The 15649-nt window shown below is 61.4% G+C and carries 17 protein-coding genes and 1 other annotated feature; of the genes, 14 read left to right on the top strand and 3 right to left on the bottom strand.

Translation table 11 applies throughout. The features are described from left to right. Positions 1 to 13: 13 nt before the first annotated feature. Positions 14 to 1369 carry an APC family permease gene (locus tag LB453_RS09425; RefSeq protein WP_103796790.1) on the bottom strand — a complete coding sequence of 452 codons (1356 nt, stop codon included), beginning with the start codon at positions 1367 to 1369 and terminating at the stop codon, positions 14 to 16. A 347-nt stretch (positions 1370 to 1716) separates the two neighbouring features. Next, complete coding sequence (locus LB453_RS09420) at positions 1717 to 3132, bottom strand: glutamine synthetase family protein (RefSeq protein ID WP_103796789.1); 1416 nt, start codon at positions 3130 to 3132, stop codon at positions 1717 to 1719. Positions 3133 to 3341: 209 nt separating this feature from the next. Here LB453_RS09420 and puuD point away from each other — a divergent pair, with 209 nt between their 5' ends. From puuD to LB453_RS09405, 3 genes are read left to right on the top strand one after another with little or no spacing between them, the layout of a single operon-like run. After that, complete coding sequence (gene puuD / locus LB453_RS09415) at positions 3342 to 4106, top strand: gamma-glutamyl-gamma-aminobutyrate hydrolase (RefSeq protein ID WP_103796788.1); 765 nt, start codon at positions 3342 to 3344, stop codon at positions 4104 to 4106. Further along, a complete protein-coding gene (gene puuR / locus LB453_RS09410) occupies positions 4103 to 4660 on the top strand; it encodes an HTH-type transcriptional regulator PuuR (RefSeq protein WP_103796787.1) in 558 nt (185 codons plus the stop codon). Before puuD ends, puuR begins: the two co-directional genes overlap by 4 nt. Positions 4661 to 4684: 24 nt before the next feature. After that, entirely contained in the window at positions 4685 to 5962 is a 1278-nt protein-coding gene (locus tag LB453_RS09405; RefSeq protein WP_103796786.1) for an NAD(P)/FAD-dependent oxidoreductase, read from the top strand. Positions 5963 to 5971: 9 nt separating this feature from the next. Here the strand turns inward: LB453_RS09405 and LB453_RS09400 are convergent, their stop codons facing one another. Next, positions 5972 to 6799 (bottom strand): SDR family oxidoreductase, encoded by an 828-nt coding sequence (locus LB453_RS09400; protein WP_103796785.1) that lies wholly within the window; start codon positions 6797 to 6799, stop codon positions 5972 to 5974. Between the two features lie 147 nt (positions 6800 to 6946). Here LB453_RS09400 and hisL point away from each other — a divergent pair, with 147 nt between their 5' ends. The 11 genes from hisL to LB453_RS09345 all read left to right on the top strand — a co-directional run bounded on the left by hisL (position 6947) and on the right by LB453_RS09345 (position 15583). Then, entirely contained in the window at positions 6947 to 6994 is a 48-nt protein-coding gene (hisL, locus tag LB453_RS09395; RefSeq protein ID WP_100396937.1) for a his operon leader peptide, read from the top strand. Next, positions 6970 to 7090 (top strand) — a sequence feature (His leader region). It overlaps the preceding gene by 25 nt. A 50-nt stretch (positions 7091 to 7140) precedes the next feature. Next, a complete protein-coding gene (gene hisG / locus LB453_RS09390) occupies positions 7141 to 8040 on the top strand; it encodes an ATP phosphoribosyltransferase (protein ID WP_103796917.1) in 900 nt (299 codons plus the stop codon). Positions 8041 to 8043: 3 nt separating this feature from the next. Further along, entirely contained in the window at positions 8044 to 9351 is a 1308-nt protein-coding gene (gene hisD / locus LB453_RS09385; RefSeq protein WP_103796784.1) for a histidinol dehydrogenase, read from the top strand. Further along, a complete protein-coding gene (gene hisC / locus LB453_RS09380) occupies positions 9348 to 10424 on the top strand; it encodes a histidinol-phosphate transaminase (RefSeq protein ID WP_103796783.1) in 1077 nt (358 codons plus the stop codon). The genes hisD and hisC overlap by 4 nt, the downstream gene beginning before the upstream one ends. Continuing rightward, complete coding sequence (gene hisB / locus LB453_RS09375; protein ID WP_103796782.1) at positions 10421 to 11488, top strand: bifunctional histidinol-phosphatase/imidazoleglycerol-phosphate dehydratase HisB; 1068 nt, start codon at positions 10421 to 10423, stop codon at positions 11486 to 11488. Before hisC ends, hisB begins: the two co-directional genes overlap by 4 nt. Further along, on the top strand, positions 11489 to 12079 hold the full coding sequence (hisH, locus tag LB453_RS09370) for an imidazole glycerol phosphate synthase subunit HisH (RefSeq protein WP_103796781.1): 591 nt from the start codon (positions 11489 to 11491) through the stop codon (positions 12077 to 12079). After that, positions 12079 to 12816, top strand: a complete 738-nt coding sequence (gene hisA, locus LB453_RS09365; RefSeq protein ID WP_103796780.1) for a 1-(5-phosphoribosyl)-5-[(5-phosphoribosylamino)methylideneamino]imidazole-4-carboxamide isomerase — start codon at positions 12079 to 12081, stop codon at positions 12814 to 12816. Before hisH ends, hisA begins: the two co-directional genes overlap by 1 nt. After that, the gene (gene hisF, locus LB453_RS09360) at positions 12798 to 13574 is read left to right on the top strand and encodes an imidazole glycerol phosphate synthase subunit HisF (RefSeq protein ID WP_103796779.1); all 777 of its coding nucleotides are present in this window, start codon (positions 12798 to 12800) and stop codon (positions 13572 to 13574) included. Before hisA ends, hisF begins: the two co-directional genes overlap by 19 nt. Further along, positions 13568 to 14179, top strand: coding sequence for a bifunctional phosphoribosyl-AMP cyclohydrolase/phosphoribosyl-ATP diphosphatase HisIE (hisIE, locus tag LB453_RS09355; RefSeq protein WP_103796778.1), 612 nt, complete (start codon positions 13568 to 13570; stop codon positions 14177 to 14179). The genes hisF and hisIE overlap by 7 nt, the downstream gene beginning before the upstream one ends. A gap of 70 nt (positions 14180 to 14249) precedes the next feature. Then, positions 14250 to 14726, top strand: coding sequence for a YbaK/prolyl-tRNA synthetase associated domain-containing protein (locus tag LB453_RS09350; RefSeq protein ID WP_103796777.1), 477 nt, complete (start codon positions 14250 to 14252; stop codon positions 14724 to 14726). A 62-nt stretch (positions 14727 to 14788) separates the two neighbouring features. Then, positions 14789 to 15583, top strand: a complete 795-nt coding sequence (locus tag LB453_RS09345; RefSeq protein WP_224481701.1) for an ABC transporter substrate-binding protein — start codon at positions 14789 to 14791, stop codon at positions 15581 to 15583. Positions 15584 to 15649: the final 66 nt, after the last annotated feature.

Here is a 15649-nt window from a genome sequence, read left to right as displayed (position 1 = left end):
TATCGCCAGCGAATTACACTTCTTCGCTGTACTGCGGCACCGGATTACGGAAGCTGCGGGTAACAAACGCGAGGTAGATAATCCCCACGGCGGCCCAAATCAGGCCCAGTACCATCGAGCTCTCTTCCAGGTTGATCCACAGTGCGCCCACCGTCAGCGCGCCGAGCACCGGCAGCACCAGATAGTTGATATGGTCGCGCAGCGTGCGGTTACGCTTCTCGCGGATCCAGAACTGCGCAATCACCGACAGGTTTACAAAGGTAAACGCCACCAGCGCGCCGAAGTTCACCAGCGCCGTCGCGGTCACCAGGTCGAAACGGATCGCCATCAGCGCCACGGCGCCGACCAGCAGCACGTTCAGCGACGGCGTACGCCACTTCGGATGGATATAGCCGAAGAAACGCTCCGGGAAGACGCCGTCACGGCCCATCACGTACATCAGACGCGACACGCCCGCGTGCGCCGCCATACCTGAGGCCAGCACGGTCACCACCGAGAAAATCAGGATGCCGAACTGCAGCACATGGCCCGCCACGTACAGCATGATTTCCGGCTGCGACGAATCGGGATCCTTAAAGCGCGAGATATCCGGGAAGTAGAGCTGCAGGAAGTAGGAGGCCACGATAAAGATCAGACCGCCGATCAGCGCCGTCAGGAAAATCGCGCGCGGAATGGTGCGCTCCGCGTCTTTGGTCTCTTCCGACAGCGAGCTGATGCCGTCAAAGCCCAGGAACGAGAAACAGAGGATAGTCGCGCCGGTAATCATCGGCACCACATGGGCGTCTGGGGACCAGAACGGCTGCGAGCTGGTAAGCGTGCCCGCACCTTCGCCGTGCGCCACGCCGTAGATCACCATGCCGGTAATACCGATCATCACCACAACCTGCAGCACCACGATCACGCTGTTAAAGTTGGCCACGGTTTTAATGCCGCGCAGGTTGGACATCGTCATAAACGCCACCAGCAGCACCACGAAAATCCATGACGGAATGCCGGGCACCAGCGCTTCGAAGTAGTTTTTCGCCAGCAGAATGTTGATCATCGGCATGAACAGGTAGTCCAGCAGCGATGACCAGCCGACCATAAAGCCGACGTGCGGACTGATCGCCTTCTGAGCGTAGGTATAAGCGGAGCCCGCAGATGGGAAGCGGCGTACCAGCTTACCGTAGCTTACGGCGGTAAACAGAATCGCAATCAGCGCAAAGGCGTAGGCGGTGGCGACGTGACCGCTGGTCAGACCCGACACGATACCGAAAGTATCAAACAGGGTCATCGGCTGCATGTAGGCAAGGCCAATCATGACGACCGGAAGCAGGGTCAGAGATTTTTTCAGGTGGGCACGCTGTGGTGCTGAGGTATCAAGCGACATGTTTCAGACCTCCCTGAGCTGCAACCTGACTGGATTGCATCACGGGAGCGAGGAAGGCGGCGTTATAAGCCTGAGCGGCGCCGTAGTCATCACGGAAACGAGTGCCAGCGCGCGCTGGCTGAATGAATAACATCCCCATCTTTGTATCCTCAGTTCGTACGCTTGCGCGTTTTTAACGTGTATCTATCCGGGCGCGCCCGGCCTCATGCGAATCGGCGAAGTACATGCAAAAAAAATAACCGAGGCTCTTAAAAGCATCGGTTATATTCGGATTTTTGCAGGCCGAGTATTCTGCCCAACATGCAGTAAAAACACAAGAGCTACTGATAAGTATAGCGACTTTTTTCTCAGGCGTTTTTGAGCATCCAGTCGATCTCCGTGGCGGTCACCAGCCGCTCAAACTGCATCATCTCGTGGCGCTTACAGCTGTGCCACACCGCACCGAACCGCTCGCCCAGCAGTTTTTGCAGCGGAAAGCTGCTTTCAAATTCAAACAGCGCCTCGCTCTGGCGCACCGGCAGCGGGATGCCCTCCGCCTCGTGGCCGTTGCCCTGAACCGGCTGCGGCAGCGGCAGCGCGGTATCCAGCCCGTGCAGAATTCCCGCCAGAATCGCCGACATCACCAGATAGGGGTTGGCGTCCGCGCCCGCGACGCGATACTCAACGCGGTGGTTTTCCACGTCGCCGCAGGGAATGCGCAGCGCCACGGTGCGGTTGTTATGCCCCCAGGAGGCGCGCATCGGCACATAGGCTTCCGGCACAAACCGACGGTAGGCGTTAACGTTGGGCGCCAGCAGCGCCATCGACGCTGGCATCAGGTCGAGCATGCCCGCCAGCGCGCGCTTCAGCAGCGGCGAATCGCTGCCGTCATCGGTGGCAAAGGCGTTGTGATCGGCGGCGTCCAGCATGCTGATATGCACGTGCATGCCGCTGCCCGCATACTCTTCATAGGGCTTGGCCATAAAGGTAGCGGTCATGCCGTGGTTCTCCGCCACCTGACGGATCAGCCTTTTAAGCTGCACGGCGTGGTCGCAGGCGCTCAGCACGTCGCGGGTGTGGTGCAGGTTGATCTCAAACTGGCCGGGCGAGGCTTCCGCCAGCGCGCCGTCGGCGGGAATGTTTTGCTGGCGCGCCAGCGCGTCGATATCGCGCAATACTTCACCAAAGCGATCGAGATTGTCCACAGAGTAGACCTGGCTCTGCATATTGCGATCGCTGCTGCCCGGCGCGCACGGCGGCTGAATATAGCCTTCGGCATCGCGAATTTTATCTACCAGATAGAACTCCAGCTCTACCGCTACCACCGGAAAGAGTCCTCGGTTGCGCAACTGCTGCCACAGCCGGTTCAGGACATTGCGGGGTTCAACGTCAAAGGGAGTGCCATCTTGGTTGCACATGGTCAACAGCAGCTGGGCGATGTGCTCAGGATCGGACGCAGAGGGAACTAAGGTGCCGGGAACCGGCAGGCAGAGATTGTCTGGTTCGCCGAGGGACTGGCCCAGACCGGCCTCTTCGACTGTATTACCAAGGATATCCATCGCGAAAACCGAGGCCGGGAAATAACACCCCTTTTCCAGCTTCGCCAGCGCGGCGACCGGGATGCGCTTACCGCGAAAGACGCCATTTAAATCATTTAATAAAATATCGACATACTGCGTTTCAGGATGGCGTTCCAGCCAGTTTTTCACTTCAAGCTGGAACGCGCTGGTTCGTCTCTCTTCACTGTGTCGCGTGAAGTCTTCTACTTCCACGAGGTTCGTCATATCCCACCCGCCTTCTACCGTTAGTTGGTTTGCGCAATGCTCAAAATAACAGCCACTCCTCTAACATAGCGCCAACAGAAAAAGTGTGCAAATGTAACAAATCTGTTTGAGAAACAATCAGCGCATTGCTAGATTGAAAAAATATTGCACAGTTTTCCCTGCTGCCGTCCCGATCGGTGAATTTTTTGAACAGCGAGTCGAGGAGTGAGATGGGCATTATTTTTAACAACCCTTTGATCGGCGTAGCGATGTGCCAGATCGACAACGGCGGCCATCCCACCCAGTCGGTGCATAACAAATACCTGACGGCGATAGCGCAGGCGGGCGGCGTGCCGCTTGCCCTGCCCCAGCAGCTCTGCGCGACGCCTCACCTGCTGGAGCAGGCGCTGGCGACGCTCGACGGCGTGCTGCTGACCGGCAGCATCAGCAATATCGAACCCTGGCACTACGGCGAAGCGGGCAGCGAGCCGCTCGCCGATCCCGGCCGCGACCGGCTCGCCTTCGCCATTATTACCTGGGCCACCAGCCGCCGCATGCCGCTGCTGGGCATCTGCCGCGGCATGCAGGAGCTGGTGGTGGCCAACGGCGGCGCGCTGTGGCGCGATCTCGACCAGCGAAAAACCGGGCTGCCGCATCATGCCGAGGCGACGCTGCCGCTGAGCGAACAGTACGCGCTGGCCCACGACATCTTTCCCGAGGCGGACGGGCTGCTGGCCTCTCTGCTGGGCAGCGACGCAGCCCTGGCGGTCAATTCGCTGCATCATCAGGGTATCCGCGAAACGGGCCCGCAGCTGCGCATCGAGGCGCGCGCGCCAGACGGCCTGATCGAAGCGGTCAGCCTGCGCCACCATCCCTTCGCCCTCGCGGTGCAGTGGCATCCCGAATGGCAGCCGGAACATCACGACGCCTCGCGCGCCCTTTTCGCGGGGTTTATCCACGCCGCACAGCACTATCACAAGGAAAAATCACCATGAACGATGCCGCTCTGGCGCCGGGACGACGCTTATCGCAAATCCGGCAAGAGTTGGGATTGTCTCAGCGCCGCGCCGCTGAACTGTCAGGCTTAACCCACAGCGCAATCAGCACCATCGAACAGGACAAGGTCAGTCCAGCGGTCAGCACGCTGCAAAAGCTGTTAAAGGTCTATGGGCTGTCGCTGTCGGAGTTCTTCTCCGAACCCAAAGCGCATGACGCGCCGAAGGTCATCGTCAGGCCAGCCGATCTGGTGGAGATCGGCAGCCAGGGCGTGTCGCTGAAGCTGGTCGACAACGGGCAGGCGAAACGCTCGCTCGGCATGCTGCTGGAGACCTATCAGCCCGGCGCCAGCACCGGCGAAAAGCTGCGCCATCCGGGCGAAGAGACCGGAACGCTGCTGGAAGGTGAGATCACGCTGGTGGTCAACGGCCAAAGCTACCACCTTAACGCGGGCGAAAGTTATGTCATCGATACCGGGCTGCCGCACAGCTTCACCAATCTTTCGGCGCAGCCCTGCCGTATCGTCAGCGCCCATACGCCCGCCAATTTCTGATGCACTTGCAGCCAGGAGGTTGAGATGAAACATGTTGAAAGCTACTACGCGGCGACCGCCAACGACCATGCGCCCTGGCCGACGCTGCAGGAGAGCATCCAGTGCGACGTTTGCATTATCGGTGCCGGCTTTACCGGCCTCTCCGCCGCGCTCTATCTTACCGAAGCGGGCTATGACGTAGTGGTGCTGGAGGCGGCGCGCGTCGGCTTTGGCGCCAGCGGCCGCAACGGCGGGCAGGTGGTCAACTCCTACAGCCGCGATGTGGACGTGATCGAGCAGCGCTATGGCAAAGAGAGCGCGCGCATGCTCGGCAGCATGATGTTTGAGGGGGCGGAGATTATTCGCGACCGCATCGACCGCTACGCCATCGCCTGCGACTACCGGCCCGGCAATATTTTCGCCGCGCTCAACCCGCGCCAGATGAATCACCTGCGCCGCCAGCAGCGGCTGTGGGAAAAGTATGGCAATCACCATCTGGAGCTGCTGGACGAGCGCGGCATCCGCCGCGAAATCGCCACCGAACGCTACGTCGGCGGCCTGCTGGATCGGCGCGGCGGCCATCTGCATCCGCTGAACCTGGCGCTGGGCGAAGCTGAGGCGATTCGACGCCACGGCGGGCGCATCTATGAACGATCCGCCGCAACGGCGCTGACCTACGGCGCGCCGAACAGGGTGAAAACTGAACATGGCGAGGTGAGCGCCACCTTTGTGATTTTCGCCGGCAACGCCTATCTGCCCTCGCAGCTGGAGCCGCGCCTGGCGCGCAACAGCATGGCGTGCGGGTCGCAGATCCTCGCCAGCGAGCCGCTGAGCCGCGATCGCGCGCTGGCGCTGCTGCCCAATAATCACTGCGTCGAAGACTGTAACTATCTGCTCGACTATTTTCGCCTGACGGCGGATAACCGCCTGCTCTACGGCGGCGGCGTGGTCTACGGCGCGCGCGATCCCGGCGACATCGAGGCGCTGATCCGTCCCAAGCTGCTGCGCACCTTCCCGCAGCTGCGCGACCTCACCTTCAGCTACCGCTGGAGCGGCAACTTTCTGCTGACGCTCTCGCGCCTGCCGCAGTTTGGCCGACTGGAGAATAACGTCTACTTTATGCAGGGCGACAGCGGCCACGGCGTCACCTGCACGCACCTCGCCGGCAAGCTGATTTGCGAAGCGCTGCGCGGGGATGCGGAGCGCTTCGACGCCTTTGCGAAGCTGCCGCACCTGCCCTTCCCCGGCGGACGGCGCTTTAAGGTGCCGCTGACCGCGATGGGCGCCGCCTGGTATGCGCTGCGCGACCGGCTCGGCGTCTGAGGACCACGACTACTCCAGCGGCATCTTCGCCGGATCGTCGTAGCTGTACTCAAACCCCAGCTCGCTGCAGATGCGCGAGCCGTCGATCAGCTTGCCGGTCTCGCCGGAGGCTGATGGCAAAAAGGTCGGCGGCGTCAGGCCCAGCTGGCGCGAGACGGCGGGATAAAAGGTCGCGCGCGACGGGTGCTTTTGCGCGCAGAGGTTATAGACGCGTCCGCCCTTCGGCGTCTGCAGCAGCAGCGTAATTGCGCTGACCACATCATCCAGATGCACCAGATTGACGCCGTGCGCGCCATTCTCCAGCCCGGTTTTTCCCGCCAGGAAGCGGCCGGGATGACGACTCGGCCCCACCAGCCCCGCCAGCCGCAGAATATCCACCTGGGTGCCAGGCAGATCGTGCAGCCAGCTCTCCAGCGCGGCCAGGGTTTTTCCCGCCACCGTTTCCGGCTGCAGCGCACTGCTCTCTTTCATCACCCCGTTGCCGCTGCCGTATACCGAGGTAGAGCTGGTAAAGATAATGCGCGGCACCTGCTTCGCCAGCGCGCTGTCCACCACGTTCTGCACCGCCTGCATATAGCTTTCGCCGCCTTCCGCCGTCCGGCTGGCGGGCAGGGTCACCACCAGCGCGTCCACCGCCAGCAGCAGATCGAGATCCTCGGCGTCGCACTCGATTTCCGGCGTCAGCCGCAGTTGCACCGCGTCGATGCCGCAGCGGCGCGCCGCCTCGACGCCGTCCAGCGTGGTTTTACTGCCGGTGACCTGCCAGCCGCGCGCCGTTAGCGCCAGACCCAGCGGCATGCCCAGCCATCCCAGACCGATAATTGCGACCTTCTTCATATAGACTCCTGCGCCTGATTCACTGTCGTCCATCTTAGTGCGCCGCGCCGCCGAACCGCAAAGGTTAAAAAAGGGTTGCGCATCGCCGTTATCTTCGCTAGGTTAATCAGCACGCAAATGAATATCCATTCAGCAACGGAATTAACTATGACACGCGTTCAGTTCAACCATCATCATCACCATCATCCTGACTAGTCTTTCAGGCGATGTGTGCTGGGAGACATTCAGATCTTCCAGTGGTGCGAACGCAAAGAGAACCCCCGGAAGATCGTCTTCCGGGGGTTTTTTTATGGGCTGAAGCGATACCTTTTCAGACAGGAATGAAACAGAGGACGGGAATGATGTTAGATAACAAGCGAATTCGCATAGCTATGCAGAAATCTGGCCGTTTAAGCGATGATTCACGCGAGCTGCTGGCGCGCTGCGGCATTAAAATTAACCTGCAGCAGCAGCGTCTGATCGCCTTCGCGGAGAATATGCCGATCGATATTCTGCGCGTGCGCGATGACGATATTCCCGGTCTGGTCATGGACGGCGTGGTGGATCTCGGCATTATCGGCGAAAACGTGCTGGAAGAGGAGCTGCTGACGCGCCGCGCGCAGGGCGAAGATCCGCGCTACTTTACCCTGCGTCGCCTGGACTTCGGCGGCTGCCGCCTGTCGCTGGCGATGCCGGTAGATGAAGAGTATAGCGGCCCGCAGTGTCTCAATAACGCCCGCATCGCCACCTCCTATCCTCACCTGCTGAAGCAGTATCTCGATAAAAAAGGCCTTAACTTCAAACCCTGTATGCTGAACGGTTCGGTGGAAGTCGCGCCGCGCGCCGGACTGGCCGACGCGATTTGCGACCTGGTATCGACCGGCGCCACGCTGGAAGCCAACGGCCTGCGTGAAGTCGAGGTGATCTACCGTTCAAAAGCGGTGCTGATCCAGCGCGACGGCGAGATGGCACCGGAGAAGCAGGAGCTGATCGACAAACTGATGACGCGTATTCAGGGCGTCATTAAAGCGCGCGAATCGAAATACATCATGATGCACGCGCCGAGCGATCGGCTGGAAGAGGTGATCGAGCTGCTGCCCGGCGCCGAGCGTCCAACCGTGCTGCCGCTGGCGGGCGACCAGAGCCGCGTGGCGATGCATATGGTCAGCAGCGAAACCCTGTTCTGGGAAACCATGGAAAAACTGAAAGCGCTGGGTGCCAGCTCGATTCTGGTGCTGCCAATTGAAAAGATGATGGAGTAAGCCATGTCCTTTATGACCCCCGTCGAATGGCAGCAGTGCAGCGAGGAGCAGCGCCAGGCACTGCTGCAGCGTCCGGCTATCGCCGCTTCCGACACCATCAGCGCCACGGTGCGCGCGGTGCTGGATCAGGTAAAGAGCAGCGGCGACGCGGCGCTGCGTGAGTTCAGCGCGCGCTTCGACAAGGCGCAGGTAGAGGCGCTGCGCGTGACGCCCGCCGAGATCGCCGCCGCCGGCGCGCGACTCAGCGACGAGCTGAAGCAGGCGATGGCCGTTGCCGTCGCCAATATCGAAACCTTCCACAACGCGCAGCAGCTGGCGACGGTGGATGTAGAGACCCAGCCAGGGGTGCGCTGCCAGCAGATCACCCGGCCGGTGCGGTCGGTCGGCCTCTATATTCCCGGCGGCTCCGCCCCGCTCTTCTCTACCGTGCTGATGCTGGCGACCCCGGCGCGTATCGCCGGCTGCGGCCGCGTGGCGCTCTGCTCGCCGCCGCCCATCGCCGACGAGATCCTCTATGCGGCGCAGCTCTGCGGCGTTGAAGAGGTGTTTCAGGTCGGCGGCGCGCAGGCGATCGCCGCCCTCGCCTTCGGCACCGAGAGCGTGCCGAAAGTCGACAAGATTTTCGGGCCGGGCAACGCGTACGTTACCGAGGCGAAGCGCCAGGTGAGCCAGCGTCTCGACGGCGCGGCCATCGATATGCCTGCCGGTCCGTCGGAAGTGCTGGTGATCGCCGACGAAGGGGCGACGCCCGCCTTTGTCGCCTCCGATCTGCTGTCGCAGGCGGAACACGGCCCCGATTCGCAGGTGATCCTGCTGACGCCGTCGCTGACGCTGGCGCAGCAGGTGGCCGAAGCGGTAGAGGCGCAGCTGCAGGCGCTGCCGCGCGCCGCCACCGCGCGTCAGGCGCTGGCGAGCAGCCGCTTGATCGTGGCGCGCGACCTGGAGGAGTGCGTGGCGATCTCCAACCAGTACGGCCCGGAACACCTGATTATTCAGACGCGCCAGCCGCGCGATCTGGTCGACGCCATCACCAGCGCCGGTTCGGTGTTTCTCGGCGACTGGTCGCCGGAGTCGGCGGGCGATTACGCCTCCGGCACCAACCATGTGCTGCCGACCTACGGCTATACCGCCACCTGCTCCAGCCTTGGCCTGGCCGATTTTCAGAAGCGCATGACGGTGCAGGAGCTGACGCCGCAGGGCTTCCTCAACCTGGCCGCAACCATTGAAACCCTGGCTGCCGCCGAGCAGCTGGAAGCCCACAAAAACGCCGTTACGCTGCGCGTCGCTGCGCTGAAAGAGGAGCAGGCATGAGCCAGAATATTGAAGAGCTGGCGCGCGACAACGTGCGCGCCCTGACCCCTTACCAGTCCGCGCGCCGCCTGGGCGGCAACGGCGACGTCTGGCTCAACGCCAACGAATTTCCGCTGCCGGTCCCCTTTGAGCTGTCGCAGCAGACGCTGAACCGCTACCCGGAGTGTCAGCCAAAGATCGTTATCGAGCGCTACGCCGCCTACGCGGGACTACAGCCGGAGCAGGTGCTGGTCAGCCGCGGCGCCGATGAGGGCATTGAGCTGGTGATGCGCGCCTTCTGCGAGCCGGGCAAAGACGCGATCCTCTTCTGCCCGCCGACCTACGGCATGTACAGCGTCAGCGCCGAGACCATCGGCATTGAGTACCGCACCGTGCCCGCGCTGGAGAACTGGCAGCTGAACCTGCCCGCCATCGCCGAACAGCTCGACGGCGTAAAAGTGGTCTATATGTGCAGCCCTAACAACCCGACCGGCAACCTGATCGATCCAGAGGATATCCGTGCGCTGCTGGAGATGACCGCCGGAAAAGCGCTGGTGGTGGCCGATGAGGCCTATATTGAATTCTGTCCGCAGGCGACGCTGAGCGGCTGGCTGAAAACGTATCCGCACCTGGTGATCCTGCGCACGCTGTCGAAGGCCTTTGCGCTTGCCGGCCTGCGCTGCGGCTTTACGCTGGCCAGCCCGCAGGTCATCAATTTGCTGATGAAAGTGATCGCCCCCTATCCGCTGGCAACGCCGGTCGCCGACGTCGCCGGTCAGGCGCTGAGCGATCAGGGCATCGCGCTGATGCGCCAGCACGTCGCCGAGCTGAACGCCAGCCGCGCCTGGCTGCTGGAACAGCTGCCGCAGCTGAGCCTTGTGCAGCAGGTCTTCCCGAGCGAGACCAACTATATCCTGGCGCGCTTTACCGATTCCCCTGCGGTGTTTAAATCCCTGTGGGATCAGGGCATTATTCTGCGCGACCAGAACAAAAATCCGGGCCTGGCGGGATGCCTGCGCATCTCAATCGGCACGCGTCAAGAGTGCGAGCGCCTGATCGCCGCGTTACAGGCTTTATCTGTGGAGAGAGCATGAGTCAGAAGACCCTTTTTATCGATCGCGACGGCACCCTTATCGCCGAGCCGCCTGAAGATTTTCAGGTGGATCGCATGGAGAAGCTGGCGTTTGAAGCCAACGTCATCCCGGCGCTGCTGGCTCTGCAGAGCGCTGGCTATCGGCTGGTGATGATCACCAACCAGGACGGGCTGGGCACCAGCAGCTTCCCGCAGGCCGATTTCGACGGCCCGCATAACCTGATGATGCAGGTGTTCAGCTCGCAGGGGATCCATTTCGACGACGTGCTGATCTGCCCGCACAAGCCGGAAGATAACTGCGACTGCCGCAAGCCGAAAACCAAAATGGTCGAGGCCTGGCTGGCGGAAGGCGCCATCGACGTGGCCAACAGCTATGTGATCGGCGACCGGCTGACCGATATCCAGCTGGCGCAGAATATGGGCATCCAGGGTATCCGCTTCGGGCGCGAAGGCGAGGAGTGGAACGCCATTCAGGCGCGCCTCACCAGACGCGATCGCCATGCGCTGGTTAACCGCAACACCAAAGAGACGCAGATTCAGGCCGAGGTGTGGCTGGACCGCGAAGGCGGCAGCAAAATCAACACCGGCGTCGGCTTCTTCGATCATATGCTGGACCAGATCGCCGTTCACGGCGGTTTCCGTATGAGCATCGAGGTGAAAGGCGATCTCTATATCGACGACCACCACACCATCGAAGACACCGGGCTGGCGCTCGGCGAAGCGCTGCTGAAGGCGCTGGGCGACAAGCGCGGCATCGGCCGTTTCGGCTTTGTGCTGCCGATGGATGAGTGCCTGGCGCGCTGCGCGCTCGATATTTCCGGCCGTCCGCACCTCGAGTTTAAGGCAGAGTTCAGCTATCAGCGCGTCGGCGATATGAGCACCGAGATGGTGGAGCACTTCTTCCGCTCGCTCTCCTACGCCATGATGAGCACCCTGCACCTGAAAACCAAAGGCAAGAACGATCACCACCGCGTGGAAAGCCTGTTTAAAGCCTTCGGCCGCACGCTGCGCCAGGCGATCCGCGTTGAGGGCAACACCCTGCCCAGCTCGAAAGGAGTGCTGTAAATGAACGTGGTGATCCTTGATACCGGCTGCGCCAACCTCTCCTCGGTGAAGTGGGCAGTAGAGCGCCTTGGCTACACGCCCGACGTCAGCCGCGATCCTGACGTGGTGCTGCGCGCCGACAAGCTGTTTCTGCCGGGCGTTGGTACCGCGCGGGCGGCGATGAACCAGATGGAAGAGCGCGACCTGGTCGACCTGATCAAAGCCTGCACCCAGCCGGTGCTCGGCATCTGCCTCGGCATGCAGCTGCTCGGCAGCAGCAGCGAGGAGAACGGCGGCATCAGCACCCTCGGTATTATCGACGCCGAATGTGGCCTGATGGACACGCGCGGCCTGCCGCTGCCGCATATGGGCTGGAACCAGATCACCGCCCAGGCGGGCAACCACCTGTTTCGCGGCATTGACGAAGAGAGCTACTTCTATTTCGTGCACAGCTACGCCATGCCGGTCAACGCCAGCACCATCGCCCAGTGCGATTACGGCCAGCCGTTCACCGCGGCGGTGCAGAAAGATAACTTCTTCGGCGTGCAGTTCCACCCCGAGCGTTCCGGCAAAGCGGGCGCGCAGCTGCTGAAAAACTTCCTGGAGATGTGATGATTATCCCCGCGTTAGATTTGATTGATGGCAAGGTGGTGCGCCTGCATCAGGGCGACTACGGCCAGCAGCGCGACTACGGCAGCGATCCGCTGCCGCGCCTGCAGGATTACGCCCGCCAGGGCGCGACGGTGCTGCACCTCGTCGACCTTACCGGCGCGAAAGATCCGGCGCAGCGCCAGATCCCACTGCTGAAAACGTTGCTGAACGGCGTCGACGCAACGGTGCAGGTCGGCGGCGGCATCCGCACGCGCGACGACGTGAAGGCGCTGCTGGACGCCGGTGCCAGCCGCGTGGTGGTCGGCTCCACGGCGGTTAAACAGCCGGAAGAGGTGAAGAAGTGGTTCAGTGAGTTCGGCGCCGAGGCGATAGTGCTGGCGCTGGACGTGCGCATCGACGCGGCAAACCGCAAAGAGGTCGCCATCAGCGGCTGGCAGGAAGCGGCCGGCGTGACGCTGGAAGAGGTTGTCGCCTGGTTTGAGCCGGTCGGCCTGAAGCATGTGCTCTGCACCGATATTTCACGCGACGGCACGCTGAGCGGCTCTAACGTCGCGCTCTATCAGGAAGTGACCGCGCGCTATCCCGATATTGCGTTTCAGTCCTCCGGCGGCATTGGCGGCATTGAGGATATCGCGGCGCTGCGCGGCAGCGGCGTTAAGGGCGTGATCGTCGGACGCGCTCTGCTTGAAGGCAAATTCACGGTTTCGGAGGCTATCGCATGCTGGCAAAACGCATAATCCCCTGTCTTGACGTGCGCGACGGCCAGGTCGTCAAAGGCGTCCAGTTCCGCAATCACGAGATCATCGGCGACATCGTGCCGCTGGCGCAGCGCTACGCCCAGGAAGGCGCGGACGAGCTGGTGTTCTACGATATCACCGCCTCCAGCGACGGCCGCGTGGTCGATAAAAGCTGGGTGTCGCGCGTCGCGGAAGTGATCGATATTCCCTTCTGCGTGGCGGGCGGCATTAAGAGTGAAGAGGATGCGGCGCGCATTCTGGAGTTCGGCGCCGACAAAATCTCCATCAACTCGCCCGCGCTGGCCGATCCCACGCTGATCACCCGCCTCGCCGACCGATTCGGCGTGCAGTGCATCGTAGTGGGCATCGATACCTGGTTCGACGAGGCGAGCGGCAAATATCATGTTAACCAGTATACCGGCGACGAAGCGCGCACCCGCGTGACCCAGTGGGAAACTGAGCAGTGGGTGCAGGAAGTACAGCAGCGCGGCGCAGGAGAGATCGTGCTGAACATGATGAACCAGGATGGCGTGCGCAACGGCTACGATCTGGTGCAGCTGCAAAAAGTGCGCGACCTCTGTAAGGTGCCGCTGATCGCCTCGGGCGGCGCGGGCACCATGCAGCACTTCCTCGACGCCTTTGAACAGGCGAACGTCGACGGCGCGCTGGCCGCCTCGGTGTTCCATAAGCAAATTATCAATATCGGCGAGCTGAAAAGCTTTCTGAAAGAGAACGGAGTGGAGATTCGCGCGTGTTAACTGAAGAGCAACTGGCCCGCCTCGACTGGGTTAAAACTGAGGGCATGATGCCCGTTATCGTGCAGCACAACGTCTCCGGCGAAGTGCTGATGCACGGCTATATGAATCAGGACGCGCTGGCAAAAACCCTGAGCGACGGCAACGTCACTTTTTTTTCGCGCACCAAACAGCGTCTCTGGACCAAAGGTGAGACCTCTGGCCATTTTCTTCAGGTCGTCAGCATCACGCCGGACTGCGACAACGATACGCTGCTGGTGCTGGCCGATCCCATCGGCCCCACCTGCCATCGCGGCACCTCAAGCTGCTTCTCACCTGCCGTACCGGACTGGACCTTTCTTTATCAGCTGGAACAGCTGCTGGCGTCGCGCAAAAGCGCCGATCCGGCCAGCTCCTATACCGCGCAGCTCTATGCCAGCGGTACCAAGCGCATCGCGCAGAAAGTCGGTGAAGAAGGCGTCGAGACCGCGCTGGCGGCTACGGTAAAGGATCGCCACGAGCTGACCAATGAGGCCTCTGACCTGCTCTATCACCTGATGGTGCTGCTGCAGGATCAGGAGCTGGATCTCAGCGCCATTATCAACAACCTGCGCGCGCGGCATAAATAGCAGCGCGCCATGCTGCTCAATACCGGAATGATATTGAGCAGCCTCTGTTCTTTAGCGTCAGGATCTGGCTATGACCACCCATGAAAAACTGATCGCCCTGCTGGAACAGCATCAGGCGCGCTATCAGCTGATGAGCCATGAGGCGATCGGCAAATGCGAAGCGGTGGCGGCGATCCGCGGCACCGCCATCGGCCAGGGCGCGAAAGCCCTTGTCTGCCACGTAAAAGGCAACGGCGTTAAACAGCATGTGCTGGCGGTGCTGCCTGCCGACCAGCAGGCGGATTTAGCCCGGGTAGCGGAAGCGGTCGGCGGCCTACGCGCCTCGCTCGCCAGTCCGGCAGAGGTTGATATGCTGACCGGCTGCGTGTTCGGCGCCATTCCGCCCTTTTCTTTTCATCCCGATCTCAGGCTGGTGGTCGATCCGCTGCTGTTCGAGCGCTTTAGCGAGATCGCCTTTAACGCCGGACGACTCGACAGGTCGGTGGTGCTCAACACGGAAGATTATCGCCGCCTCTGCAATGCTAACGTAGTGAAAATAATCCAGTAATTGTCATCGTGAAAACAGGCAGGTACTCTGCTTTATTCAACATCACGATAAAAGAAGACATTATGGCCACTCCTACTCTCTCTCGTCTGCGCGCCGCGCTGATAACCGCCGTACTGGCAGGCTGCGCCTTTGGCGCGCAGGCAAAAATCGAACAGGTACGCTTTGCCGTCGATCCGACCTATCCGCCTTTCGAGTCAAAAACCCCGCAGGGCAAGCTGGTCGGTTTCGATATCGATCTGGGCAACGCCCTGTGCCAGCAGATGCAGGCGAAATGCGTCTGGGTGGAAAGCCAGTTCGACGGCATGATCCCGGCGCTGAAGGCGCGCAAGTTCGACGCGATCCTTTCGGATATGGGCATTACCGAAGAGCGTCTGAAGCAGATCGACTTTACCGTACCGCTCTATGATACCCATACCCAGCTGGTTGCGCGCAAAGGCAGCGGCCTGCTGCCGACCGCCGAGTCGCTGAAGGGCAAAACCGTCGGTGTCGAACAGGGTACGGTGCAGGAGCGCTACGCGCGCGCCAAATGGCAGCCGTTTGGCGTCAACGTAGTGCCTTACGGCGATCAGGCGCAGGTTGAGAGCGATCTGGTTTCCGGGCGGCTCGATGCGGTATTCACCGATGCGGCCCAGGCGGCAATCGGCTTTCTCAAGCATCCGCAGGGCAAAGATTTCGAACTGGCGGGGCCTGTTGTCGAGGATCCTATTATCGGCCCCGGCACGGCCCTCGGCCTGCGTAAAGGCGACAGCGAGCTGAAGAGCGCGCTGGACAACGCCTTCGCCGAAATCAAAAAGAACGGCACTTTCGATAAGATCCAGAAGCACTATTTCGCCACCGATATCTCTATCCAGCAGTAGTCTGAGGCGACCCGAGTGGTCGCCCGCTCTGATTCGGCACTATACTTTTCTTCATTTCCTGGGCGC

It is taken from the genome of Pantoea agglomerans (genome assembly GCF_020149765.1).
GTDB classification, from domain to species: domain Bacteria; phylum Pseudomonadota; class Gammaproteobacteria; order Enterobacterales; family Enterobacteriaceae; genus Pantoea; species Pantoea alvi.
Note: the sequence above shows the minus strand (reverse complement) of the source record. Positions and strands in the feature narration are given on the sequence as shown.